Origin of the sequence: Coprococcus sp. HPP0074 (assembly GCF_964238105.1) — a bacterium.
Lineage (GTDB): Bacteria > Bacillota > Clostridia > Lachnospirales > Lachnospiraceae > Faecalimonas > Faecalimonas umbilicata.
On sequence record NZ_CAXSKS010000003.1, the window covers coordinates 143,640 to 168,387 of the forward strand.

The 24,748-nt window shown below is 38.4% G+C and carries 21 protein-coding genes, 1 CRISPR repeat array and 1 other annotated feature; of the genes, 16 read left to right on the forward strand and 5 right to left on the reverse strand.

The window, feature by feature from the left end:
• The first annotated feature begins 263 nt into the window (after nt 1-263).
• Both ACESPO_RS05110 and ACESPO_RS05115 read left to right on the forward strand, forming a co-directional pair.
• Nucleotides 264-575 (forward strand): DUF6442 family protein, encoded by a 312-nt coding sequence (locus ACESPO_RS05110; protein WP_270458622.1) that lies wholly within the window; start codon nt 264-266, stop codon nt 573-575.
• Nucleotide 576: 1 nt separating this feature from the next.
• Nucleotides 577-783 (forward strand): helix-turn-helix transcriptional regulator, encoded by a 207-nt coding sequence (locus ACESPO_RS05115; protein WP_008976794.1) that lies wholly within the window; start codon nt 577-579, stop codon nt 781-783.
• A gap of 56 nt (nt 784-839) precedes the next feature.
• Here the strand turns inward: ACESPO_RS05115 and brnQ are convergent, their stop codons facing one another.
• On the reverse strand, nt 840-2,198 hold the full coding sequence (gene brnQ / locus ACESPO_RS05120) for a branched-chain amino acid transport system II carrier protein (protein ID WP_009263167.1): 1,359 nt from the start codon (nt 2,196-2,198) through the stop codon (nt 840-842).
• Nucleotides 2,199-2,231: 33 nt separating this feature from the next.
• Nucleotides 2,232-2,465, reverse strand: a binding site (T-box leader).
• Between the two features lie 424 nt (nt 2,466-2,889).
• Between brnQ and ACESPO_RS05125 the strand changes: the two genes are divergently transcribed.
• From ACESPO_RS05125 to ACESPO_RS05175, 11 genes are all read left to right on the forward strand, one after another.
• Nucleotides 2,890-3,594: a CRISPR-associated endoribonuclease Cas6 gene (locus ACESPO_RS05125; RefSeq protein ID WP_320618866.1), complete on the forward strand. Its 705-nt coding sequence runs from the start codon at nt 2,890-2,892 to the stop codon at nt 3,592-3,594.
• A 14-nt stretch (nt 3,595-3,608) separates the two neighbouring features.
• Nucleotides 3,609-5,363 carry a CRISPR-associated protein gene (locus ACESPO_RS05130; RefSeq protein ID WP_499788553.1) on the forward strand — a complete coding sequence of 585 codons (1,755 nt, stop codon included), beginning with the start codon at nt 3,609-3,611 and terminating at the stop codon, nt 5,361-5,363.
• A gap of 1 nt (nt 5,364) precedes the next feature.
• Entirely contained in the window at nt 5,365-6,300 is a 936-nt protein-coding gene (locus tag ACESPO_RS05135) for a type I CRISPR-associated protein Cas7 (protein WP_270196300.1), read from the forward strand.
• A gap of 3 nt (nt 6,301-6,303) precedes the next feature.
• Nucleotides 6,304-7,056 (forward strand): type I-B CRISPR-associated protein Cas5b, encoded by a 753-nt coding sequence (gene cas5b, locus ACESPO_RS05140; RefSeq protein WP_320618864.1) that lies wholly within the window; start codon nt 6,304-6,306, stop codon nt 7,054-7,056.
• A gap of 53 nt (nt 7,057-7,109) precedes the next feature.
• Nucleotides 7,110-9,665 (forward strand): CRISPR-associated helicase Cas3', encoded by a 2,556-nt coding sequence (gene cas3 / locus ACESPO_RS05145; protein WP_320618863.1) that lies wholly within the window; start codon nt 7,110-7,112, stop codon nt 9,663-9,665.
• 16 nt (nt 9,666-9,681) lie between these two features.
• Nucleotides 9,682-10,176 (forward strand): CRISPR-associated protein Cas4, encoded by a 495-nt coding sequence (locus ACESPO_RS05150; RefSeq protein WP_270196370.1) that lies wholly within the window; start codon nt 9,682-9,684, stop codon nt 10,174-10,176.
• Nucleotides 10,177-10,187: 11 nt separating this feature from the next.
• Nucleotides 10,188-11,186 carry a type I-B CRISPR-associated endonuclease Cas1b gene (gene cas1b, locus ACESPO_RS05155; protein WP_270196303.1) on the forward strand — a complete coding sequence of 333 codons (999 nt, stop codon included), beginning with the start codon at nt 10,188-10,190 and terminating at the stop codon, nt 11,184-11,186.
• Complete coding sequence (gene cas2, locus ACESPO_RS05160) at nt 11,186-11,476, forward strand: CRISPR-associated endonuclease Cas2 (RefSeq protein WP_320618862.1); 291 nt, start codon at nt 11,186-11,188, stop codon at nt 11,474-11,476. The genes cas1b and cas2 overlap by 1 nt, the downstream gene beginning before the upstream one ends.
• Nucleotides 11,477-11,678: 202 nt before the next feature.
• Nucleotides 11,679-13,079: a CRISPR direct-repeat array (repeat unit 30 nt; unit sequence GATAAACTGTAACATGAGATGTTTTTAAAT).
• Between the two features lie 167 nt (nt 13,080-13,246).
• Nucleotides 13,247-13,591, forward strand: coding sequence for a transposase (locus ACESPO_RS05165; RefSeq protein ID WP_320618861.1), 345 nt, complete (start codon nt 13,247-13,249; stop codon nt 13,589-13,591).
• A gap of 28 nt (nt 13,592-13,619) precedes the next feature.
• A complete protein-coding gene (locus ACESPO_RS05170; protein WP_320618860.1) occupies nt 13,620-13,862 on the forward strand; it encodes an IS3 family transposase in 243 nt (80 codons plus the stop codon).
• 752 nt (nt 13,863-14,614) lie between these two features.
• Nucleotides 14,615-15,355 carry a peptidylprolyl isomerase gene (locus ACESPO_RS05175; RefSeq protein WP_008976781.1) on the forward strand — a complete coding sequence of 247 codons (741 nt, stop codon included), beginning with the start codon at nt 14,615-14,617 and terminating at the stop codon, nt 15,353-15,355.
• 129 nt (nt 15,356-15,484) lie between these two features.
• Here the strand turns inward: ACESPO_RS05175 and ACESPO_RS05180 are convergent, their stop codons facing one another.
• Both ACESPO_RS05180 and ACESPO_RS05185 read right to left on the reverse strand, forming a co-directional pair.
• Nucleotides 15,485-17,635, reverse strand: a complete 2,151-nt coding sequence (locus tag ACESPO_RS05180) for an FtsX-like permease family protein (RefSeq protein ID WP_499788554.1) — start codon at nt 17,633-17,635, stop codon at nt 15,485-15,487.
• Nucleotides 17,619-18,392: an ABC transporter ATP-binding protein gene (locus tag ACESPO_RS05185; protein WP_499788555.1), complete on the reverse strand. Its 774-nt coding sequence runs from the start codon at nt 18,390-18,392 to the stop codon at nt 17,619-17,621. The genes ACESPO_RS05180 and ACESPO_RS05185 overlap by 17 nt, the downstream gene beginning before the upstream one ends.
• A 400-nt stretch (nt 18,393-18,792) precedes the next feature.
• On the opposite strand from ACESPO_RS05185, the gene ACESPO_RS05190 reads away from it, so the two are divergent.
• The 3 genes from ACESPO_RS05190 (at nt 18,793) to ACESPO_RS05200 (ending at nt 23,708) form a co-directional block, all read left to right on the forward strand.
• Nucleotides 18,793-19,506: a LytR/AlgR family response regulator transcription factor gene (locus ACESPO_RS05190; RefSeq protein WP_009263156.1), complete on the forward strand. Its 714-nt coding sequence runs from the start codon at nt 18,793-18,795 to the stop codon at nt 19,504-19,506.
• The gene (locus ACESPO_RS05195; RefSeq protein ID WP_009263155.1) at nt 19,503-20,807 is read left to right on the forward strand and encodes a sensor histidine kinase; all 1,305 of its coding nucleotides are present in this window, start codon (nt 19,503-19,505) and stop codon (nt 20,805-20,807) included. Before ACESPO_RS05190 ends, ACESPO_RS05195 begins: the two co-directional genes overlap by 4 nt.
• Before the next feature lie 162 nt (nt 20,808-20,969).
• Nucleotides 20,970-23,708, forward strand: a complete 2,739-nt coding sequence (locus ACESPO_RS05200) for an NYN domain-containing protein (RefSeq protein WP_320618857.1) — start codon at nt 20,970-20,972, stop codon at nt 23,706-23,708.
• Between the two features lie 70 nt (nt 23,709-23,778).
• Here the strand turns inward: ACESPO_RS05200 and ACESPO_RS05205 are convergent, their stop codons facing one another.
• Together ACESPO_RS05205 and ACESPO_RS05210 are read right to left on the reverse strand one after the other, a co-directional pair.
• Nucleotides 23,779-24,183 (reverse strand): DUF6483 family protein, encoded by a 405-nt coding sequence (locus ACESPO_RS05205; protein ID WP_317344097.1) that lies wholly within the window; start codon nt 24,181-24,183, stop codon nt 23,779-23,781.
• 102 nt (nt 24,184-24,285) lie between these two features.
• Nucleotides 24,286-24,747 carry a DUF6773 family protein gene (locus ACESPO_RS05210; protein WP_016439672.1) on the reverse strand — a complete coding sequence of 154 codons (462 nt, stop codon included), beginning with the start codon at nt 24,745-24,747 and terminating at the stop codon, nt 24,286-24,288.
• Between the last annotated feature and the right edge of the window lies 1 nt (nt 24,748).

The following is a 24,748-nucleotide window of genomic DNA, read 5'->3' on the forward strand; positions in this document are numbered from 1 at the left end:
ATATATTAATGTATTTTGCACAAATAATGTGTTTTGCTGACAATGGAAAGGAGTAATGTTTTTGAGGTTCCGGAAACTACAATAAAAATAGTTTCTGAACTTTTGGAAGAGGCAATTGATTTGATAGAAGAAAAACATGCCTATTTCAAAACAGAAAAGGATTCTCTATGCACAGAAAACTTGGAAAATAGGATTGACAAGAAAACTTGGCGGAGATATAATTATGACAACAAAACTTGTCAATTTAATATGGAGGTGCTGAGATGGAACGAGATGAGATTTTGAAAATGGCACAGAAAGAAAGTGAACATTATGATGAGAGGGAAGTATTTATACAAATGAAAGGGTACAATTATGGGATGGTCGCTTCAGCGATTGTATTTGCTTTTCTCGTGATACTGAAAGCTTTTAGAGGAGAGCCGATGTATGATATTCTTGCAATGTATGAGACAACACTGGCTGGATTTTATATATACAAATATAAAATGGAGAAGAAAAAAAAGGATTTGTTTTTGGCTATATGTTGGGGAATGACAACGATTATCAATTTGTATCTGGCTATTTGGAGGCATTAATATGGATGGCGAATTGATATTGAAAAACAACTTAAAGAATGCTAGAGCTGAGAGAAAACTATCTCAGATGGAGCTTGCAGAGTTAGTTGGAGTGTCGCGAAATACGATTAGTTCTATTGAGACAGGTCAGTTCAATCCTACTGCGAAACTGGCATTACTTCTGTGTATTGCTTTAGAAAAAAAGTTTGAAGAACTGTTTTATTTTTAAATTGATGTTTATGAAGAAATGAATGAGGAGCGCAAGTCAAAGCGCTCCTCATTTTACTATTCTGTGTAGTTGAAAGGTTCCGCAGATGTTTCCATATTGCAACGAGAAAGTCTAGCTGTCTTGAGCTGATAGAACAGTGCGCAAAGACCTGTAACTACAAGTGCTACAAGAACCCATCCAAGACCCAGAGAGTACAGTGGAAGTGCATGGAGCAATTTGCCGGCAAATCCAAAGGAAACTCCAAGATTTTCAAGTGCATATGCAACGCTGAGGATACTTACTGCACCGATGGTGCATGGATAGATATAAGTGATATTTTTTATCCAGCGATGACATAATCCAAGTAAAATCAGAGTGATGGAGACTGGATAGATAGCATCCAACACCGGAACGGAAATGCTTAAAATCATATTTAATCCCTGATTACAGATGATAAAAGAAAATCCCGCAATCAATAATACCCATTGACGATAAGATAATTTTGTAGTCAATGTCGAAAAATATTGTGAGATGGAAGTAATCAGTCCAACACAGGTTGTCAAGCATGCTAATGTGAAGATTGCTGCCAGTAAAACTGCGCCGGTATCACCAAACAGTTGGTGAACAATGCAGCGGAGTGTCCATGCACCATTTTCCTGGATTGGGAAGACACCTGAGGAACTCATTCCCATATATGCCAGAGATAAGTACACACATGCAAGAATTGTTCCGGCAAAGATTCCGGTCATGACAGTGTATTTCATCACACCTTTTTTCTCTTTCACCCCTAAACTTCTGATTGTAGTTGCAATTACAAGTCCAAAATTTAAGGCTGCAATGGTATCCATTGTAAGATATCCTTCTAAAAATCCTTTGACAAGTGGATTGCTGCTATAACTTACTTGAGCAGGATTGACTTTCACGGTGCCTCGGAATAGGAAATTGACAAATACAAAAAACAGTAAAAGTAGCAGTGATGGTGTCAAAAATTTTCCGATTCGTTCTACCAGTTTATTTGGAGCTAATGCAAGCCAGCTGGCAGTCAGGAAAAAGACTAAGGAAAAGAGAAACATAAATACAGTCAAATTCGCATTTTCCGGAAGGTATGGTGCAACTGCCATCTCAAACGGGAGAGAAGCCGCACGAGGAATTCCAAGGCCAGGTCCGATAGACAGGTAAATCAAAATAGTAAAGAAAATGGCAAATTTAGGATTAACCTTTTTTGCGAGCTGCTCTAGTCCATCAAATTTCGCAACAACAACAACACCCAGGACAGGCAATGCCACTGCTGTAATCAGGAAGGTTGCAATTGCAAATGGAGTTTTGTCTCCAGCGTTTTGTCCCAAAAATGGAGGGAAAATCAGGTTCCCTGCACCAAAGAAAAGGGAAAACAACATAAAGCTGACGAGTAAAATTTGTTTCTTTTGTAGTTTCATAGATAACCTCCTTAAAATAAAAAAAATCGCCCTAGAAAGGACGATTGAAGACCGTGGTACCACCTTAATTCCTGAGAAAATCTCAGCTCATATCCGCATCATCTAATGCGTCTCACCTGTAACGTGGCTTTACTCCGGCGCTCCTACTTTGTTTCAGTTTGCTTCTCAAGGATGATTTCATCTGTCAGGTTCATTGGCAACTCGCACCACCCGTTACCTCTCTGAAAAATCCGCTGAAGACTACTTGTTCCTATCAAATGAATTTGAAATATTTTTCTGTATTATAGGACAAGATGAGAGAAATTGCAAGAGATTTTTTGAAAAAAAGTAGAAAAAGTAGAAAAATATGTTTGTTGATACGGGAGAGGGGAAAGTGAAATTTGAAAATACATCTTATGTTAGGGTTTAATCTTTGAACACATATTTTAATACGCATATGTTTCAAAACAACAAGTGTTAAAGGTTTATAGAAAGATTATACATACTAGATTTTTAAATTACAATAAAAGATGGTAAATTTCTATTAAGATATAAATTCTTTTGTTGCTAAATAGAAAAAATAATCATTTTTGATTTTTTGTTAGATTTATCTAAAAATGCAAATGAATATATTGAAAAAATATAGGAAATGATATAATATATAGGTATCAAATTCAATATGAGTATTTAAATTAAAACAGGATGTGATAATATGGAAAAAAATAACATAAAAGTATATGAGATAAGGATTAAAGTATATATTTTAAGGGATATTCCATTACAAGAAATTTTAGCGACAGAAGCAGAGTTTATAGACTCTGCTCTTGCGCAGGATCAAAGATGGCTAGAATACCATGAAGTAAATCAATATAAAAATTATTGTTTTGCGGGCTTGTATCCAATCGAAAAAGAAGGGGTGTATAAGAAGGGAAATATTTATACGATTACATTGAGGACGGTAAATGTAGACTTGGCTCGGTATTTATCAAATATATTAAGAAATCATTATACAGATGTTATAAAAGGCTTGACTGTAGAGAATCGTATATTACCGAAAAAAATTATCAGTGAAATTTATTCTCTGACACCGGTTATACAAAAATTTGATGGGTATTGGAAGAAGCAGATATCTATTGGAGGATTTGAACGTCGGCTATTCGAAAATGCAGTGAAAAAATATGATCAGTATATGGGAGAGCGTATAGAGGAGAATTTTCAGTTATATACCAATATCATATTTTTGAATAGAAAACCGATTGCAAATGAGTATAAAGGAATTCGGCTTTTAGGAGATAAAATAAGTTTAAAAATAGCAGATGATGTGCAGGCGCAGGAAATGGCTTATTTTTTATTAGGGACAGGACTTTGTGAGATGAATTCTCGTGGATACGGCTACTGTAATTACCGTTGGGTGTAAATGGGGGTGAATAGGTGTTAAAGGATTGTTTGGAAATATTTTCAGAAGAATTAAGAAGGGCAGAGAAAGAAACGGGAGATGGTGATCGCCTTGTCCTAGATACGTATGTTCCAGCAGATGGGACCTATGTGTTGGTAGATTCTTATGGACAGGTAAGAAGTTATACGATTAAGATGGATAAGAAAAAAAGAATTGTGGAACAAAATCCAGAGGACAGAGAAGCGCGAAAGAAAATTTGTTTCTATGATTATCACAGCCGTCTTGTGAGTATGGATAAACCACAGGATCCCAAGAAAGTGATTCATTCTAACAATTATTTGTCGTTTTGGGTGAAACAAGAGAGTTTAGAAAATGGAAAACTGGATGAAGCGGCAATTGATCGATATTTTGATGTACTGAGAAATCCGAGAGAAAAATATAAAAAACCGCAGGATCGTAAGATGTATGATTACATTGTGAAACAGATAGGGGACGTGGATCAAAGTAAACTGGAAAGAAACAGGGTATGGATCAAGGAAAATATTTTTCAGTTGGGAAAATGGAATGTTTCGCTAAGTGGTAAAAATTATTTAAAAATTTTTTTTGAGGATGATGAAAAAATTTATATTACAGAAGAACAGAGATATGTAATGACCAAAATTTTCAACAAGAATGATTATAATTTGGAGATTAAAAATGAAATTTGGGGACTTCCAAATGATAATTTGGGTTTGAATGCAAAGAAGCCCTATATGGAAAATAAAACTCGCAAACTCGCAGTTTCTTATCTGATTACACCGGAAGAGGCTGCATTGCAGAGAAAATTTTTTGATTATCTTATGAATAAGGCAAATTTAGGGGAAACAGATTTATATTTTGATACCGTGGAAAAGAAGGTAATTGCAAAAAAGAAGGGGGAAATGATTCAGAGTGATTTTAAAGGATATTTTATTCAAATACAAAAAGGTAAAGAAGTAGAAATTCACCATCAGGATACTATAGTTGATTATAAGTATTACCTAATGAAACCATTCCGTTATCAAAATGTTCTAGGATTGGAGGATAAAGAAGAACGGTATCGAGATTACCGAAACAAGAAAGAGTTGCAAGGTGTTATTGATGAAGTTTTATTTTCATCTTGGCTAGTGAGAAATTATTTTACTCCAGAGGAAAAATTGTCTGTAGAGGGTGAAGTGAAAAGAAATCTTGTTTGGTCACGGGAAGCTATTTTTGCATGGCTTTATAAAGGATTGGAAGTGAACATGGATCGGATCCTTCATAGTGTTTGTATGAATATGATTAAAAATTCAGTTCAGAATGGATACACAACAAAAATGGGGCAGCAATTTAATCTGATGTGTTCATTACAGAAATATTTTGAAGGAGGGTGTGATATGTCAGAAAGATACACGGAGATTAGGAAGAATTTGAAAGAAAAGATCAATGGGTCAGGAGAATGTGAAATAGAAACGGATGAAGAATATTTTTATGCAGTCGGTCAACTTGTATATTATTTTATTTCTTTAAGTAAGTCAAAGGAAAAGAATCATTCATTGGCAAATCCGTTTCTCGTAGCAACAGAGAATGAAGTGATCAGAAGAAGGTTGAGGCAGTATTTTATGAAATATAATTATCAGATAAATTTTGCCAGACAGAGGTTCAATAGGATGTATGCGATGGTAGATGCCTACATATTAGAAAAGAAAATAGATCAGGAATATTTGCTGGGGGGATATATCGGAAATAATTTAATCTATGAATCCACGAAGGAAGCAAAGGAGGAAATATAATATGGAAAACAGAGTGTACGGTGTATTGGGGATTTCATCAATCATGGCAAATTGGAATGCAGATTTTACCGGTTATCCTAAAAGTATGTCTGATGGAACGGTATATGGAAGTGACAAAGCACTTAAATACCCTATGAAAAAAATGTGGGATAATGAGGGAAAAAAAGTATTATATATTAAGTCTATGAAGTTTTCAGAAAAGGATGGGGCGCTCGTTCCTAAATCTCTGAAAGAACGCTATGAAGAAATTTTTCATGTGGAAGATCTAGGAAAGAGTAAGGATTCAAAGGAAGTGTTGACAAATTTGATGTCTGCAGTAGACGTGAAAAATTTTGGAGCAACATTTGCAGAGGCAAAGAATAATTTTTCAATTACAGGTGCTGTTCAGTTTGGGCAGGGATTTAATAAATATAAAGATACAACTGCAGAGGAGCAACAGATTTTGTCTCCTTTCAGAGATGGAAGCAAGGATGCTAAGAATGAGGAGGCAAGAAATTCTACATTGGGGACAAAAATTACAAGTAATGAGGCGCATTACTTTTATCCATTTGTAATTAATCCAATGGCTTACAAAGAATTGATAAAACTTGGTGTGACAGAGGGGTATACGAAAGAAGACTATGCCAATTTTAAACGGACAGCATTAGTTGCCGCCACTTCTTTTGAGACAAATGCAAAAGAAGGGTGTGAGAATGAATTTGCGCTTTTTGTGGAAACGGAGCCGGATTTATATTTGCCAAATCTATCCGAATATATCGTGTTTGAGAAAGGGGAACAAAAGAACATTATTGATATGAGAACATGTACAGAAATTTTAAATAAGTTGCAAGACAGAGTGAAGAAAGTAGATGTTTATTATAACCCATATACAACAGAGTTAGTGTGCGGATTGGAAAGGGCAGTGGTCTACAATATTATTACACAAAACGAGGTGTAACTTATGAAAGCTGTGAGATTTACTTTAAGTGGAAAAAGCGCATTTTTTAAAAAACCAGAAGTGAATACTTACTACTATTTTACATATGGTCAAATTCATAAAGTGGCTTTACTTGGCATGCTTGGGGCAATTGCAGGTTATAATGGGTATGCACAAAAAAAATGGACTGTGAGAAAAAAAGGAATGGATCTAATTGAGGAATATCCGGAATTTTATGAAAAATTAGCAGGATTAAAAGTTTCTATCGTACCAAGAAATGAACGAGGGTATATTCCCAAGAAGGTTCAGGTTTTTAATAATTCCGTTGGATATGCATGTGAAGAACAAGGGGGAAATCTAATCATAAAAGAGCAGTGGCTAGAAAATCCAGTGTGGGATATTTATATATTACTAGATTGTGAAGAGGCTGAAAAAATTTCCTATCAGTTAGAACAATATAAATGTGTTTATATGCCATATCTGGGGAAAAATGATCACCCAGCAGATATCAGTGACGTAAAAATAGTGAAATTGGAAACAATTGATGCTAAGAGATCAGAAATTTTTAGCATGTTTCCAAAACGGATAGGTGAAATTGATTCGTTGGATGATGAAGATGAGATTGAAGAATTTAAGTATGAAGAAAAACTTCCGGTTAGATTAAATGGTTATACAAACCTGTACGAGTACGATACATTTTGCTATACGAACATTCCAGTTTGTGTGAAAGAAGCAGGTTTGTATAAAGATAAAATGAGAATATTGGTATTTTACTAGAAAATAAGGCTCTGCAAATTTGTAGAGCCTTTTGTGTAGATACGAGGTGGAAAATGGAAAAAATGATGTTATCGATAAAAGAACTCATGAAGTGTAGTGAGCAGTGTTATGCACATATTTCTGAAAATGGAGAAGAAAAAGAGACGCTTTCTTCACACACAGAACTATGCCAAAAATATTGGATTAGAATTTTTAGAAAAAAACATGTGGATTTGCTCATAAAAGAGTTTGAGAAGGAATACTTTGATGAAATTAGTGGCGACGCAAAAAGAATATTTGAGAAAATGGTAGTTAATATTGTTACATTTCATGATTTTGGAAAAGTGAACCCTAAATTTCAAAAAGATAAAATGCATCACAAGTTTTGTTTAAATTTAGTGCCGGACAGTAATATTGGAAGTAAGCATTCTATTCTTTCGGCTATATTTTATTTGGAGTATTTTTTAAGTGAAATTAATAAATTAGATGATAAAACGGAGAAGGAGTTGTTGAAAGATTTTGCTTATATATATTCCTATATCATTTCTAGACATCATGGGAAATTAGTGAACTTAGAAGCTTATTTGAATTCCTTAACTGGAAGGAATGGAGAGGGAGATGATTTGGGAATCAGAGCTAAGGAATGGATAGAATGTTGGAAAAGGGAATGGGGAGAAGAAAAAAATTCCAAACTAAGAAAAAGTTGGAAAAATATGTTAGGGAGAAATGGTCAGGAGAAAACAGAGAAACTAGTCTATTTGTATGGGTTCACAAGATTGTTATATTCTATGCTTGTTGCATCCGATTATTATGCAACATCAGAATATATGAAAGGGGTAGAGATTAAAAATTTTGGCGAGCTTGAGAAATGTGAGAAAATTATAGATATTTATGAAAATAGCTTTGTTCAGAAGAGTATTCGTAATTATCAGCAGGAACATTACCCAAAAGAACAATTAGAACTGAAACAAGAGCAGGATATCAATATTCTGCGGACAGAAATGTTTTTAGATGCAGAAAATGAATTGAAAAGAAATATAAATGACTCTATTTTTTATTTAGAAGCTCCGACTGGAAGTGGAAAAAGTAATACTGCAATGAATTTAAGTTTTGAACTTATGAAACAAGATAAGAATATCCAAAAAATATTTTATATTTATCCATTTAATACACTTGTAGAACAAAATATGGAAACTATCAGCAGAATATTTGGAGAAAATAAAGAGGTAATGTCACAGGTAGCGGTGGTTAATTCGCTGGTACCTTTGAAAGAGCGTGCGGATGAAGATGACTGGGGTGGAAAAGACAAGGGGAAAAAATATCAAACTATTTTGTTAGATAGGCAATTTTTAAATTATCCAATCGTACTATCCACACATGTTATGCTATTTCGTACATTGTTCGGACATTATAAAGAAGACGTATTTGGGTTTTACCAGTTATGTAATTCTATTATTGTTCTTGATGAAATTCAAAGCTACAAAAACTCACGTTGGGAAGAGATTGTTACTTTTTTAAAAGCATTTGCAAAGCTACTGCATGTTAAGATAATTATTATGTCGGCAACATTACCTAATTTAGAGATACTTACGGATAATCAGATGAAGGCTGTTCATTTGATAAAAGATAGAGAAAAATATTTTCATCATCCGAAATTTGCAAAACGAGTTGTTGCAGATTATGGATTACTAGATCAGAAAATGACATTAGAGAAATTGGAGGAACATATTTGCACAAATATTACAAATAATCAAAAAGTGCTGGTAGAGTTTATTAAGAAAAAAAGTGCAGAAGAGTTTTATGAAAGAATGAAGGAACAAACGGACTATCCGGTATTGGTGATGACAGGGGACAGTAGTATCCAGGAAAGAAAAAGAATCATAGAAAAAATACAAGAATTGGAATCTGTGATTTTGATTGCAACTCAGGTGATAGAGGCAGGTGTTGATATCGATATGGATATTGGATACAAAGATATATCAAGGCTAGATAGTGAAGAACAGTTTATGGGAAGAATAAATCGTTCTGCAAAACGAAGAGGAACTGTATATTTTTTTGATATGGATGATGCGGGGAAAATCTATGAGGGTGATGTTAGGGGAGAAGATAGATTTTCGCTGAAGACAACTGCAATGAGAGAAATTTTAACAACAAAAAATTTTCCAAAGTTTTATGAAGAAAATATTCTTCCGGCAGTGAAAGAAAGCGGAAGCGGCATAAATGAAGAGAATGTAAAATACTTTTTTAGAGAAAGTGTCCAAAAGCTGAAATTCCCTGAGATAGATAATAGAATGAAATTGATTGAGGATGATCGACATATGATTTCTGTATATTTAGGAAGGGAGGTAATGGGAGAAGATAAAGAAATCATTGATGGACGGAAAATTTGGGAGGAATATAAAGATCTCCTTGAAAATGAAACAATAGAATATAGTGAAAAAATTGTAAAATTAAGAAATCTTAGAAGCAAAATGAATGAGTTTATTTATCAATTCAGTGAAAAAACAAAGTTCCAGGAAGATGAACAGATTGGGGATATTTATTATATTGAAAATGGAGAAAAATATTTTGATGAAAATGGTGTTTTGAACAGAAAAATATTGGAAAATGAGACAGATTTATTTCTCTGATGAAGGTGGTATTTTTATGAGAGTGAATGGGACATTAATTAATTATTATTTTCATTGCAAAAGACAATGTTATCTACATGGCAATAGACTGAATTTGGAAGATAATAGTGAACAAGTAAAGATAGGAAAAGCAATTCATCAAGAACGTGCAGAAGATTCAAAAAATACAGAGATTGCTATAGAAAATATTCGATTGGATAAATTGACAAAAGAATATTTGACAGAAATAAAAAAGTCTGATGCCGATGTGGAAGCTGCAAAATGGCAGCTATTGTATTATTTAAGTGTTTTGAAGTCTAAGGGAATTGTTCGAAAAGGGCGATTGGAGTTTGTGGAAAAGAATAAAAAAGATAAAAAAATTTTTATTCTGGAATTGACAAAAGAATTAGAAGAAAAATTAGATTTTTATATAACTCAAATAGAACAGTTACTGGAAGAAGAGGAGCCGCCAGAGTGTATTCACAAAGCTACTTGTAAGAAGTGTGCATATTATGAATATTGTTATGTTTAGGAGGAGATGTTATGGGAACTACCAGATACATTATGTCAATGGGAGAACTGACAAGAAAAGACAATTCATTATGTTTTCGCAAAGACGGACGGAATGTGTATATTCCAGTTGAGAATACAAAAGAAATATATTGTTTTAATGAAGTCAGTATAAATACAAAACTATTGGATTTTTTATCTCAAAATCATATTATTATTCATTTTTTTAACTATTATGGAGGATATAGTGGGACGTATTATCCGAGAGATCATTATTTGAGTGGGAAATTAATTGTCAAACAAGCATTGAAGTATGAGGAACAACGAATGGATATAGCTCGTGCAATTGTAAAAGGAATAGGAGTTAATATTTATGAAATTCTATATCATTATTACAAGCATGATAAAAAAGAGGTGAAGGAAACTATTGATTGGATTAGGAAGGTGTTTTTTACACAAGTTGATCAGGCTCAGGATATTAAGCGATTATTGGCATGCGAGGGAGAAGTTTGGATTCGTTTTTACAATGATTTTAAATATTTTCTTCCTAAAGATTTCGTGATGAATAAACGAGTCAAACGTCCCCCAGATAATCCAATAAATGCACTGGTTTCTTTTGGAAATACACTTTTATATACAAAAACAATTTCAGCGATTTATCAAACACATTTGGATCAAAGAATTAGTTTTTTACATGAACCGTCAGAAGGACGATTTTCATTGAGTTTAGATATTAGTGAAGTATTTAAGCCTGTAATAGTATTTAGAACAATTTTTGATTTGGTTAATAACCGGAAATTACAAGTGGAAAAACATTTTGAGAAAAGTGTAAATTATTGCATTTTAAATGAAGAAGGAAGAAAAATATTTATTGAAGCATTTGAAGCACGTTTGGAAAATGTTTTCCAACATCCGAGATTAAAACGTAAAGTTTCATATCGCACAGCAATTAAATTAGATTGTTACAAATTGATAAAAAATATTTTGGAAGGGAATGAGTTTGTTCCATTTTCTTTGAAAGAAGGTATGTGATGAAAAAACAATTAAATTATAATTATGCATTTTTATTTTATGATGTGGGAGAAAAAAGAGTACAGAAAGTATTTAAGATTTGCAAAAAATATCTTTCTCATTTTCAGAAATCTGTATTTCGAGGAGAAATGACACCGTCAAAATTTATACAATTGCGAAAAGAGTTAAATGGAGTGATTGATAAAAATGAAGATTTTATATGTATCATAAAATTATTAAATAATAGTGTGTTTGGAGAGGAAGTTTTAGGGTGTGGAGGTCATGCTACAGGGGAGGACCTGATTATATAAAATTAGAAATATACGTATATGAGGAAGAAAAATTTACCAGGCTTAAAAAAGTATAATATAGAAAAAGCCTTGTAAAATGCAGAGATTTATGAGATATTAAGATAAAGTAGCAGAAGTGAAAAACACCTGGTAAAAAAAGTGAAAATGGCTTAAAATCAACGAAAAAATTAAATATGAAAGAAAAAAGGGCATAAATACGAGGGATAAACTGTAACATGAGATGTTTTTAAATGAATAGAAGGATTTTTAGTCGGTGACAGATAAAGCGATAAACTGTAACATGAGATGTTTTTAAATAGGGATTTATCCCAAAAGGCAGCTGCATCGGATGCAGATAAACTGTAACATGAGATGTTTTTAAATAATTAAAGCCCTCTGTTTAGCTCTTCTTTCCTCTGATAAACTGTAACATGAGATGTTTTTAAATTATGCTTCTTCAATCCACATCCAACACAACACACCGATAAACTGTAACATGAGATGTTTTTAAATTTCAACACTTCAATCCGCTTGGTATTCTGCGGATTCGATAAACTGTAACATGAGATGTTTTTAAATACTGCTGATTAAGCTTATCAATCTCGCCCTGCATAGATAAACTGTAACATGAGATGTTTTTAAATATGCGACAACCTCTAGCATTTTCCCAACCCTTACAGATAAACTGTAACATGAGATGTTTTTAAATTACGGGTTTTCGCTGTTCATAGGTACTTGCTATTTAGATAAACTGTAACATGAGATGTTTTTAAATTTCCACTTTCCTGCGCTTTTAATTTCCTGCGGATTCGATAAACTGTAACATGAGATGTTTTTAAATATGGATTCTCTTAACAGTTTCTCTGCTTCTGTTTCGATAAACTGTAACATGAGATGTTTTTAAATACTTATCCATCTCATACTGCTGCTTCTGCTCTGCATGATAAACTGTAACATGAGATGTTTTTAAATTTCGAATATGTAGGTTGTAGAAAAATAGAATTATGATAAACTGTAACATGAGATGTTTTTAAATATGGCGAAGCGGACTGGATTACAGGTAGTGTTGTCGATAAACTGTAACATGAGATGTTTTTAAATTGGAAAACGGAGCCGTAAGAATCAGTTCCATCAAGATAAACTGTAACATGAGATGTTTTTAAATTCCTGTACGTTTCCGGTGTCAATTACAACAAATTGATAAACTGTAACATGAGATGTTTTTAAATATCCGGCATTGCGGAGGATTTCTGCGACTGCCTCGACGATAAACTGTAACATGAGATGTTTTTAAATGAGGAAGAGATTAACAAATTATTTTAATAGAAGAGGGATAAACTGTAACATGAGATGTTTTTAAATTGAAATTTAGAACATTAAGAGCAGATGAAATAGAGGATAAACTGTAACATGAGATGTTTTTAAATTTTCTGGGGAGTATTCCTTTAATAGCTCTTGGTCGATAAACTGTAACATGAGATGTTTTTAAATATCCAACAATCTACGGCATGATTGAGGACTTGGACAGATAAACTGTAACATGAGATGTTTTTAAATAATACTCCATAACATCCATGTGTCTGTATTTATTTCGATAAACTGTAACATGAGATGTTTTTAAATGAATCAGCGCGGTGGGATAAACTGTAACATGAGATGTTTTTAAATCTTAATTTTTCTTTATCCGTTCCTTCCACCTGGTATAATGGTATAGTAATTTAAGACACTTTCCGAGACATTTTATAATGAATCTGATATGTTGTAACCAATACAGAAAGAAGGATTATTATTATGTCACGAACAAGAAGAAATTTCTCCGCAAAATTCAAATCTGAGATTGTTATTGAACTGCTCAGGGGAGAAAAAGACTTAAATACAATTGCTGCTGAAAATAACATTCAGCCAAATCTTCTCCGTAATTGGAAGAAGGAATTCCTTGATAAAGCTTCCGTTGTCTTTGACGATACACGGGAAGAGAACCTGAAAGAGAAGCTGGCTTCAGAACGCAGGGAAAAAGCTGAATACGCAAAAAAAGTTGGGCAACTCACCATGCAGGTGGATTGGTTGAAAAAATCTGAAGAAACACTTGGACCTGACTACGAGAGTAAATTTAGTCCGAAACCTTTTGAAGAGTAAAGAGCTCTCTATTAAAACAGGTGCTAGATTGCTTGATATTGATCGCACCAGCATATATTATAATGGAACTCCTGTTTCTCAGGAAGAACTGGACTGTAAGGCAATCATAGACCGTTTACACACGGACAATCCGGCATGGGGTGCCCGTCAGATGTCTTCACAACTGAAAATGCGTGGTCATAAGGTTGGCCGTCGCAAAGCACGCCGCTACATGACAGAAATGGGGATTGATCCTATCTATCCCAAAATAAACCTTTCTAAGCGTATGTAACAGGCAAAAGTCTGCCCGTATCTGCTTCGCAATGCCGTTATCGACCGTCCAAATCAGGCATGGTCAATCGACATCATTTATATCCCATCAAACGTGGATTCCTGTATCTGACAGCTATTAACAATCAAACTCCGGCATCCTACTATTATCCGGTACTTTTGATTGAATATGCAGCTTAAGGGGGACATTCTTCCCCTTTTCAACTACATATATCTGTTCATTATAAAAAGATTAAATTTGTGTCTTGACAACTGAACCACTATATGGAGTGATAAACTGTAACATGAGATGTTTTTAAATGCCAATGCAGCTTGCAGCTGAAAACTGGGATAAACCGATAAACTGTAACATGAGATGTTTTGAAATCATGGAATAATCGTATCTTTCTATAAAATTAAATTTATGAAAAAATATATCCTTTGAATCTGGGGCATGTAAAGGTTCGGCTGTAGACAGAATTTCCGTCTCGGAAGGTACAGGAAGTCTTCAGATTTTACATAAATCGTCAGTGTTAAAAATGGAGTGTATTGCATTTTTGGATTCTAGAGTACCGTTATATTATGTGAAGTATTATTGTGTTGGAGAAAAAAATTTCTTTCTATAGTAATGCCAAGATAGGTTAAAAATGCATGGTGATAAGAAGGGGAAAAGAGGAAGTTTCCGCAGGAAGAATATAAGTTCAAATTGCAAATCCTCCCCCTCTATAGTATCATATTACTCATAACCATTTTTGAAACAAAAGGAGAAATATCATGAGTAATGAAGTTTTAGCAGTCGTTGCAGGTAAGGAGATTACAAATGCGGAATTGGATGCATTTTTACAGAATGCTCCAAGAGAACAGCAGGCATATGTTACAAATCCACAGTTTAGACAGCAGTATTTGGAGCAGCTGATTTCTCTGCACTTATTTGCGCAGGCAGGGGAGGATGCAAAGCTTGAGGAGACTGAGGAATTTGCGAAGATTTTAGAAAATGCGAAGAGAGATATTCTTGCGCAGCTCGCGATGAGAGAGACATTAAAGGATGTAACTGTGACAGATGAGGAAGTGGCAGCTTACTATGAGGAAAATAAGCAGCAGTTTACAAAGGGAGAGACAGTTAGTGCAAAACATATTTTAGTAGATTCAGAAGAAAAGTGTACTTCTGTTTTGGAGTCTATTACAAGTGGAGAGAAAGCATTCGAGGATGCTGCAAAGGAAGCGTCTACCTGCCCATCTGGTGCAAGAGGAGGAGATCTCGGAGAGTTTGGAAAGGGTCAGATGGTCAAAGAATTTGAGGAAGCAGCATTTGCAGCTGAGATTGGTCATGTGGTAGGACCGGTAAAGACACAGTTTGGTTATCATCTGATCAAAGTTGAGAAGAAAAATGAGGCATCTGTGGCAGCATTTGATGAGGTAAAAGAGGCGATTAAGAGAAATTTGATTCAGCAGAAGCAGAATGCAGCATATAATGCAAAGGTTCAGGAACTGAAAGAAAAATATTTACAAAAATAAATGAGTGATACAAAGAATGCCGTAAAAGTGGTCGTAAGAAGCACTTTACGGCATTTTTCATATAGTTCAATTATTTTTACAAACCTGTTTATTTCTATCGGTTATTTTTATGTAGCTATGTAACTTACATTACTCCACTTGCATTACCCGATTCATATTCTTGGGCTGTTGTATTCCCAGCATCTGTTTCATCTTGCGGACGGTTGCATTGTATACAATCCAGATGATCAGGACAAGTAAGAATAAGAGTGCCAGGCACACAAGCAGTGAGGCAATTTCCGTGAAAGAAATGGTGCCGTCATTTGCGTACATGATCATGGAAAAGAAGAAGTACATAGCGACCATTCCAATGATGGAAGGGGTAAAGAAGATTTTTCTCGTCTGTGCTTTTACTTCTTTTGTGAGGAATGCAGGGGAAGCGCCGAGTCGTTTCAAATCCTCAAAGACGTAGCGGTTGTTCAGGACGATGGAGATACTTCTTGTATAGCAGATGATCAGCGCTGCCATGACACAGATAATGGTGATAAAGAAGAACAGCATCAGATAAACTGCCGTTGTGCGAACAAAATCAGTGGAGTCCAGCATTTTGAAGGAAGGCATGTATTTCCATCCGAATCGGAAAGTGCTGCCGTCACAGTCTGCATAATCTACTTTTGCATCGGCTGCATACTCAGGTTCATCGAGAAAGTAACTTTTCCCATTGACGGAACGACCATATTTTACAACGCGGTCATAGTTGGATGAGATTGCGTATTTTTCTCCGAGTGCATCCATGAAAACATGGAATAATTTGTCGGCAAATTTGTAGTTGTCTTCTCCGTCAATGTTAAACAGGACTTGATGTTCCTTCCATTCATCGCCTAGACCGACTTCCATATTTTCGTAGTCTGTATCGTTTAGAACATAATAGTTTGAGCGCCCGGAGAACAGACTGTAGTGCAGATAGCCGTCAAAAGTAACCGGAAGTTTTTTCATCGTCGTCATGTTGATGATTTGATCTGCGTCGGAGGTGAGCCAGTAGGTGTCGGTCTCGTCCTCATTGGAAATTGCTTTGTATGTTCCGGGTGCAACTTCTGTCTTCTGTCCGGTTAGAAATTCAAAAGCGGAAGCGGTAAGGAAGGTTCCCTCATTGGCAAATTCCTCATAGACAGTGTAGAGTTTTCCGTCGTCCGTAGTTCGTTCTACCGTGGTTGACATGCCGAGAAGGATGGTTGCTTCTTCCTTGTAATCTTTAATCGAGAGGTCATAATCTTTGGCAAGATCTGCAATTTCTTCTTTTCCTGGAACTGGCTGACCGATGGGATAGTGGAAAGAATAATCATATGGAGTGGATTTTACTTGCATCGCCTGACTGGTCTGTAGCGTTGGGATATAGAACAGTGCGAAGGCGCCGCCAGCCACGAGCAGTGCGATGACCATCATATTATTTACAGTCTGTTTTCCATGAAATTTCATCATACTGCGTGAGATAATCCCTTTGTATGGATGCTTTTTATGATTTCCGAACCCGCGTACCACAATGTGCAAAAGAAACATATACAGACCGATGAAGAGCGGTATGTAAAGGAGGGGTAAAAATGGGGATGAAAAGCGCCGGAATACTACTTGATAAATCGTTGGTCCAAAATACCCGGCGGTTCCTCCGAGAATCATCAGCAAAATACCGACGGAGGCATACCATGGCTTTACATCCCGCACGGGTTCATTTTTGTGTTCTTCATTCACGACATCCATAATGTTGGTGCGGTAAAGTGTCCGTCTTCCAAGGAGAAATGCAAAAAGTAAAATGATCAGGATAAAGGCTGCCGGAATCAGGAGACAGCGAAAGTCCAGAACCAAACGCATCTCAGTGCTATCTACAACAAGCAGACGAAACAGCTGCCAGATAGACCAGGCAAATGGAATCCCAAGTGAGGTTCCGAGCAGGGAAGCGCTTAAGGAAGTGACAGCAGTGTCCTTGTACAGATGATTTCGAAGTACTTTTTTAGAAGTTCCCAGTGCGAGGAAGATTCCGAGTTCTCTTGACTTCATGCGGAAGAAGATATTTCCGGCATAGATGGTAAAAATTACGCATCCGATGCAGGCGAGTGCGAAGATCATCATTGCCTGTTTTCTGCTGTCGCCGCCTTCTGGAAGAACGAGAAGGACAGTCGGCGAAGTCAGGATCGCGGAGTAGGCTGTGATCAGTAAAAGCGCTGTAAAGTTACAGATAAAGTACAGTGTGTAATTTTTCCGGTTCTTTTTTCTTAAGGCAGAAAAAGTATCAGTTAAGGTTTTCATCGTTCTCTTCCTCCTCTTCTAACGTATTCATCTGTTTTAATTCCTCTAAAAGTGCATCGTGAAAAGCATGCTGGGAACTATTTCGTTCCATATTTTTATAGACAACTCCATCTTTGAGCAGGATGACACAGTCGCAGAAGGAGGCGGAAAAGCTGTCATGAGTCACCATGAAGATGGTTGCTTTCAGAGAAGCTTTTGCCTCCAGGAAAGAATCAATGACAGCGCGGCTGGATTTCGAGTCAAGATTTCCGGTCGGTTCATCTGCGAGGATCAGAAGCGGGGAGTTGATCAGTGCTCTTGCAACTGCGGTCCGCTGCCGTTCTCCACCGGAAATTTCTGCCGGATATTTGCCTGCAATCTGCGCAATACCAAATAAGTTACAGAGCCGGTCTGCCATCGTCTCTTCCTTTCTTCCCACATTTCCTCGGATGATCGCAGGGAGGAGGATGTTCTGCCGTACGGTTAGTCCATCAAGCAGCATAAAATCCTGAAAGACAAATCCTAGTTTTTCGTTTCGGATATGTGCAAGGGCATCTTCCGACAAGCCTTTTAATTCTTTTTGTCCGAGTGTAATCTTGCCCTCCTCAAATGGAATGTAGCAGGAGATGCAGTTTAAAAGTGTGCTTTTCCCGGAGCCGGACGGGCCCATGACAGCGACAAATTCGCCTTGTGCAACGCTGAGACTGACGCCTTTTAACACCTCATAGCTGGTCGCTCCGACCTGATAAGATTTATGAAGATTTTTTACATACAGCATAGAAATACCACCTTTCTGAATTGTTTGAATGAAATCTGTATGGACAGAATCCGGAGTTTATGGAAATTTATGATCCCGGATTGTTCTTTTGTGTTGCTGTTGAAAAAAGTATAGCATGGAAAAGAAGAAGTAAAATTTGGGATGGAAAGAATGGCAGTTCTGATGTAATGTTTGGAGGGGGATGAGGAGAAATGTAAAAAATAGCAGCCGGAATGTAAAGTTTTGTATCCGGAGAGAGAAAAGCAGGAGGCGCAGAGACAAAGATTTATGTTATAATGCATAGGAAAATAGATGTGCCAGGAGATGGGGGGCACAATGGAAATATGTAAATGTCGCATGGAGACAAGGTATTCGGTGTGTGATAGTTCTTAATTCTGTGGACATTGAGGAGGTATAGATCATGTTAAGAATTGGAATCTGTGATGATGAATGCTATGCAAGAGATGCGCTTCGGTTGGAACTTGAGAAACTCTTAGAAGAAACCGAGGAGATTGTCTATGAGTTTTCCGGGGGAGAGACGGCGGTCAGTTGGCTGAAGAAACATCCGGGTGAGATTGACCTTCTGTTTCTGGATGTGGAGATGAAAGGGGTTAACGGAATCCGGACAGCGGAGCAGATCCGGGAATTTGACACAAGAATCCAGATCGTGTTTGTGACTGGTTTTCGGGATTTTGTGTTTGAGGGGTACCGTGTGCAGGCAGTTGATTATCTTGTAAAGCCTGTGGATGCGGACCGGCTTTCCAGTGTGCTTTCGCGTGTGCGCAGACAGCTGGAGCAGGTGCGGCAGAAGCAGTTTGTCTTTCAGAATGGGGACGGCGTATACAGGCTTTACCAGGATGAAATACAGTATTTTTACAGTGAGAAGAGAAAAGTGGTGGCGGTGACAAGGGAAAAGGAGCTGTCCTTCTATGCCAAACTGGATGAGGTGGAAGCTCGGGTCGGGAGAACTTTCGTGCGGATCCATCAGCGCTACCTTGTCAATGCAGATGCGGTGTCCTATATCGGCGCATCTTCGGTGCGGATCGGAAGCGAGGAACTGCCGATCAGCCGGGCGCTGAAGCAGGATGCGGTTGCAGCGCTTGCGAAAGCCATGATCGGTGGTGATCTCTCATGATAGAAAAAGTGATTCTTTCGATTGCGGAGTATTTCAGGGTGTTTCAGATAATCTGCTCAATCTTTATTGCTTTGGCAGTCAGCTTTACGATCGAACGATTTTTTGTGGTACGCCGACAGTGGTACTGGAAGCTTCTGCTCTTTGGATGCAGTTGGCTCCTGAGCTCTATGCCGTTTTTTATCGGGGATCTGGTGAACCTCCCTCCGACGGTGCTGATATTTGTGGCGGGAATCCTGCTCGGATGTGAAGGAAGTCTGTTAAAAAAGCTGTCACTTTCCTTTATGATCATCAGCCTGACATCTTCTTTTAGTGTGCTGATAGATAATTATCTATTGTCGGCTGACAGTGGAATACCGACGGAGCAGGAAAGAATCGTCTATCTGTCTGTAAAACTGCTTTTTTACCTGATGATCTATTGCAGTGTAAAAAAATTTGTCCCGAAGAAATCCTATGAGTTGTCCAATCGGCTCTGGAGTCTTTTGGGACTGTTGACGTTGACACCTTTTTGTACCGTTTTGTCGGTTGTGTTGTTTCAGGAGTACAATGGTGAAATTCTTACAGCAAATGCGGCGTTCAATAAGACGATCCTCTGTCTTTGTATCCTTTCATTTGTCGGTCTGATCTGGGCAGTCGTTGTGTTATCCCATCAGTATGAGCTGGAGCAGAGCAGCAGGCTTTTAGAAATGAATCAGCTCTATTATGAATCATTGGAGCGGCAGCAGCTGGAAGTCAGAAAACTGCGGCACGATATGACAAATCATCTTCAGACACTTGCAGGACTTTCCGGGGAGGAACACAAGGCATATCTCGACAAACTTCTGGATCGTCCGGGGATCAAAAGGAATGTACAGTATTGTGAAAATCCGGTGATCAATGCCGTGCTGAGTACAAAGACCGGCAAAATGGAGCTGGAACAGATTGCATTTGCGTATGATCTGCAAGTGCCGTCCAAAATTGACATGGATTCGGTGGATCTCTCGGTGTTGTTTGCAAACAGTCTTGACAATGCGATCGAGGCGTGTGAAAAATTGCCCGGACAAAAAAGAAAAATTTCTCTGCAGGCCAAGAATGAGAAAGGATTGTTTGTGATGAAGATAGAAAACACTGCAAAAAGTGAAGGAAAAATTTCGGAAAAGGCTGCGCCGGGCCTCCTTCCGCAGACGACGAAGAAAGATCGGAAGCTGCACGGATATGGGTTGAAGAGCATTCAGGAGATCGTACAGAGATATGGGGGAAGCATGGAAATTACAAAAGAAGAGGAGCGGTTTGTGCTGTTTCTGTATATTCCGGTGATGATATAGCGCCCGGGATGGAACTTTATCTGCCCCAAAAGCTGTGCGGCAGACTTATCTTGGATCTGAAGACCGCACTCCCTGCGAGATAAAAAGAAGGACTGGTCGACTTATCCCTCTTTCTGTGATATGATAATCCTTGTATTAACAATCACAGAAAGGGGGATTTTCATGGAAAATATGTCTGAGGACAGAGGAAAAAATATGGCGAAAAAGCCGTCAGATCATATATGTATCGGGCTGCTGGCCCATGTAGATGCAGGAAAGACAACGTTGTCGGAAAGTATGCTCTATCTGAGCGGAAGGATCCGGCAGCAGGGAAGGGTGGACCATGGGAATGCCTATCTGGATACTTATGAACTGGAGCGTGCGAGGGGAATTACGATTTTTTCCAAGCAGGCAGAGCTTGTGTTTGGAGAACTGGAGGTTACACTGCTGGATACGCCGGGGCATGTGGACTTCTCAGCAGAAATGGAGCGGACACTCCGGGTGCTTGATTATGCAATCCTTGTGATCAACGGAGCGGACGGTGTGCAGGGACATACGGAGACACTGTGGAAGCTCTTAAAGCAGTATCGGATCCCGGCCTTTTTGTTCATCAACAAAATGGATCAAAATGGTACGGATGCAGAGAAATTGCTGGAGGAACTGCGTGTGAAGCTTTCAGGAAGCTGTATCCGGTTTGGGGAAGCGGAAGATTCGGAAGAATTTTTGGAAAATGTAGCTATGGCAGAGGAGCAGGTGCTGGAAACGTATCTGGAACATGGTACGATCGAACGGGGGGAGATTTCCAGACTGATCTGGGAGCGGAAAGTATTTCCGTGTTATTTCGGCTCTGCGTTAAAAAATATTGGGGTGAAGGAATTCCTTGCCGGCTTGGAATGCTATGCCAAAGAGCGGTCCTACCCGGAAGAATTTGGCGCAAAAGTCTATAAGATCGCGCGGGATCCGCAGGGGAACCGTCTGACATATCTGAAAGTGACCGGGGGTGTATTAAAAGTCCGGGATCTGATACGATATCAGGATGTGGAGGAGAAGGTTAGCCAGATCCGGATTTATTCCGGTGAGAAATATGATGCGGTTCAGGAAGTGCGTGCAGGGCGCGTGTGTGCGGTGACCGGGCTTACGAAAACGTATCCGGGAGAAGGACTTGGGGCAGAGCCGCCATCGGAAGGGCCGGTGCTGACTCCGGTTTTAAATTATCAGCTGATACTCCCGGAAGGATGCGATACCCACGGAATGCTGCTCAAGCTTCGCCAGCTGGAGGAAGAAGATCCGGAGCTTCATATCGTGTGGAATGAGGAACTTGGGGAAATTCATGCGCAGTTGATGGGGGAAGTACAGACAGAGATTTTACAAAGTATGATCCGGGAACGATTTCAGACAGAGGTCACGTTTGGACAGGGAAATATTGTATATAAGGAGACGATTAAACGTCCGGCGGAAGGTGTCGGGCATTTTGAGCCGCTACGCCATTATGCGGAAGTACATCTGCTTCTAGAACCAGGAGAATCGGGAAGTGGACTTGTGTTTGCGGCAGACTGCAGTGAGGATGTCCTTGACCGAAACTGGCAGCGGCTGATTTTAACACATTTGGCCGAAAAAGAGCATAGGGGTGTGCTGACTGGATCTGCGATCACAGATATGAAGATTACGCTTGTTGCAGGCAGGGCACATCTGAAGCATACAGAAGGAGGAGATTTCCGTCAGGCAACTTACCGTGCGGTTCGCCAAGGGTTAAAATCGACAGAAAGTGTGCTTTTGGAACCGTACTATGAATTTCGGATGGAGATCCCGGCTGAATTTGTCGGAAGAGCACTGACAGATATTCAGAGAATGGCAGGAGAATTTCAGACACCGGATACAGAGGGAGACTTTGCGGTGATCACTGGGAGCGCTCCGGTATCTGAGATGAGGGATTATCAGCTGGAAGTGACAAGTTACACGAAAGGAAGAGGACGACTGTTCTGTACTTTAAAGGGATATGCACCTTGCCACAATGCAGAGGAAGTGATAGAGCAGATCGGATATGATTCCGAGGGAGATCTGGACAATCCGACCGGATCCGTTTTCTGTGCGCATGGAGCAGGTTTTCATGTCAGCTGGGATCAAGTGCCGGATCATATGCATTTGGAATATGTGTGGACACCTGAGGCAGAAAAAGAGAAATCGGCAATTGAGGCTAAGAAAGGTCAGGGAAGCGTACAGAGTGGAAGAGTTTCGAGTAGTTTTTCAAGAAGTGTTGAAGAGGATAAAGAACTAGAGGAAATTTTCCTTCGTACCTATGGAAAAATAGAGAGAAAACGTCCGATTGCTGAGCGGCGAGTAGAGAGCCCGGAGGAAAGACAAAAGCGGATTCGAAAGGATCAGATGGAAGAATATCTGCTTGTAGATGGATACAATGTGATTTTTGCATGGGAAGATCTAAAAGAGCTTGCAAAAGTCAATATCGAAGGGGCGAGAAATAAACTGATGGATGTGTTGTGCAACTATCAGGGATTCAAGAAATGCAATCTGATCCTTGTGTTTGATGCATACAAGGTGCAAGGGCAGGAATTAGGGGTTCAGAAATACCATAACATCTATGTCGTGTATACGAAAGAAGCGGAGACTGCAGACCAGTATATTGAAAAAGTTGTTCATGAGATTGGAAGAAAATACCATGTAACGGTTGCTACTTCGGATAATGTAGAGCAGGTTGTGACACTGGGGCAAGGTGGAAAGCTGTTATCTGCCCGGGAGCTTCGGACAGAGGTGGAAGAAGTGCAGCGCCAGATAAGAGAAGAATATCTGAATCGTCCGCAGAAGGGGAAAAACTATCTGTTTGATTATCTCGATGAAGAGATTTCCGGTCAGATGGAAGAGGTCCGACTTGGGAAAAAAGAGGTAAAGGATGTCTGGGGAGAGTGAAGATGCACGAAAGTGATGAATGGATGCAAACAAACTTGATATCATTCATTCCCACTTTCGTGTTTTTATTTTAGAACATTTCTTCCAGTGTCTGATAAAGCGATAGGGAGTTCATTTCGTCGATTGTAAATTCTTTTGTAAAAGCGATGATTCCATCTTGAATCTCCTGGCGGCTGTAATTGTGATCCGATAAGAAATTATCGGTATATTCGTTAATATGCGAATAGAACGTCAGTCCCATCAGCAGATAGTCTTTGCTGTCAGGTTCGACATTTGCGTATAGAAGGTTCTCGGCTTCGTTGATTTTTCCGCCGTCTGCGAGGGAAAGGATCCGTGCGAAAATATCATCGCATGGGGTGTAAAGCCCATCAGAGGGCAGTTCATAGACCGTATCTGACTTCCCAGTGATCAGCTTGATGAAGAAGCTGACGATACTTTTGATCATCCGCATAATATAATCTTGCTCAAATTCCATAGAGACCCCTCCTTATTTCCGAAGCATAGTTTCGGTGTGATGTAGTGTTACAGTTGTAAGCATATCAGGCTGGACTTTGCCAACGGTGTTGTACAATTTCAATCAGTCAAAAAAATCTGTGTCATCATCGAACTGTCTGGCAAGCTTTTTCTGGCGATACTTTGTGAAAGTTCCCATTAGAAACAAAACTACAAACATCAAAAAGAAAATACTGATGGCAAACAGGGCGCAAATGGACAGTACATGTTCAGAGCCGTTGCATGCGAGACCTGCGCCGAGTAAAAAGGTAAAAATCAGTGTTCCAATCAGGCTGGCACTAAGATAAGTCTTCATACATGGTGTAGAGTCATATCCCCAAAGCCCTTTCTTCACACAGCCAATCACAACGATCAGACATCCGACCAGAAATGAAATATTTTCTCCGGCAATCTGCTTTGGACCTGCCCCGAGAAAAAGTGATTGCACCAGAAGTGACAGAAGGAGTACGCCCCACATAATCCAGAATCCAGTGCGTTCTACTTTCATCATTTCCAGTTCCTGACGTTCGTCAATAATTTTCTTCATA

Coding starts and splice junctions, on each gene's coding strand:
- ACESPO_RS05195 (WP_009263155.1), top strand. CDS start 19,503: ATGATAGAAAAAGTGATTCTTTCGATTGCGGAGTATTTCAGGGTGTTT.
- ACESPO_RS05150 (WP_270196370.1), top strand. CDS start 9,682: ATGAGAGTGAATGGGACATTAATTAATTATTATTTTCATTGCAAAAGA.
- ACESPO_RS05185 (WP_499788555.1), bottom strand. CDS start 18,392: ATGCTGTATGTAAAAAATCTTCATAAATCTTATCAGGTCGGAGCGACC.
- cas1b (WP_270196303.1), top strand. CDS start 10,188: ATGGGAACTACCAGATACATTATGTCAATGGGAGAACTGACAAGAAAA.
- ACESPO_RS05125 (WP_320618866.1), top strand. CDS start 2,890: ATGGAAAAAAATAACATAAAAGTATATGAGATAAGGATTAAAGTATAT.
- ACESPO_RS05110 (WP_270458622.1), top strand. CDS start 264: ATGGAACGAGATGAGATTTTGAAAATGGCACAGAAAGAAAGTGAACAT.
- ACESPO_RS05190 (WP_009263156.1), top strand. CDS start 18,793: ATGTTAAGAATTGGAATCTGTGATGATGAATGCTATGCAAGAGATGCG.
- ACESPO_RS05165 (WP_320618861.1), top strand. CDS start 13,247: ATGTCACGAACAAGAAGAAATTTCTCCGCAAAATTCAAATCTGAGATT.
- ACESPO_RS05210 (WP_016439672.1), bottom strand. CDS start 24,747: ATGAAGAAAATTATTGACGAACGTCAGGAACTGGAAATGATGAAAGTA.
- brnQ (WP_009263167.1), bottom strand. CDS start 2,198: ATGAAACTACAAAAGAAACAAATTTTACTCGTCAGCTTTATGTTGTTT.
- ACESPO_RS05205 (WP_317344097.1), bottom strand. CDS start 24,183: ATGGAATTTGAGCAAGATTATATTATGCGGATGATCAAAAGTATCGTC.
- ACESPO_RS05135 (WP_270196300.1), top strand. CDS start 5,365: ATGGAAAACAGAGTGTACGGTGTATTGGGGATTTCATCAATCATGGCA.
- ACESPO_RS05180 (WP_499788554.1), bottom strand. CDS start 17,635: ATGAAAACCTTAACTGATACTTTTTCTGCCTTAAGAAAAAAGAACCGG.
- cas5b (WP_320618864.1), top strand. CDS start 6,304: ATGAAAGCTGTGAGATTTACTTTAAGTGGAAAAAGCGCATTTTTTAAA.
- ACESPO_RS05115 (WP_008976794.1), top strand. CDS start 577: ATGGATGGCGAATTGATATTGAAAAACAACTTAAAGAATGCTAGAGCT.
- ACESPO_RS05175 (WP_008976781.1), top strand. CDS start 14,615: ATGAGTAATGAAGTTTTAGCAGTCGTTGCAGGTAAGGAGATTACAAAT.
- ACESPO_RS05200 (WP_320618857.1), top strand. CDS start 20,970: ATGGAAAATATGTCTGAGGACAGAGGAAAAAATATGGCGAAAAAGCCG.
- cas3 (WP_320618863.1), top strand. CDS start 7,110: ATGGAAAAAATGATGTTATCGATAAAAGAACTCATGAAGTGTAGTGAG.
- cas2 (WP_320618862.1), top strand. CDS start 11,186: ATGAAAAAACAATTAAATTATAATTATGCATTTTTATTTTATGATGTG.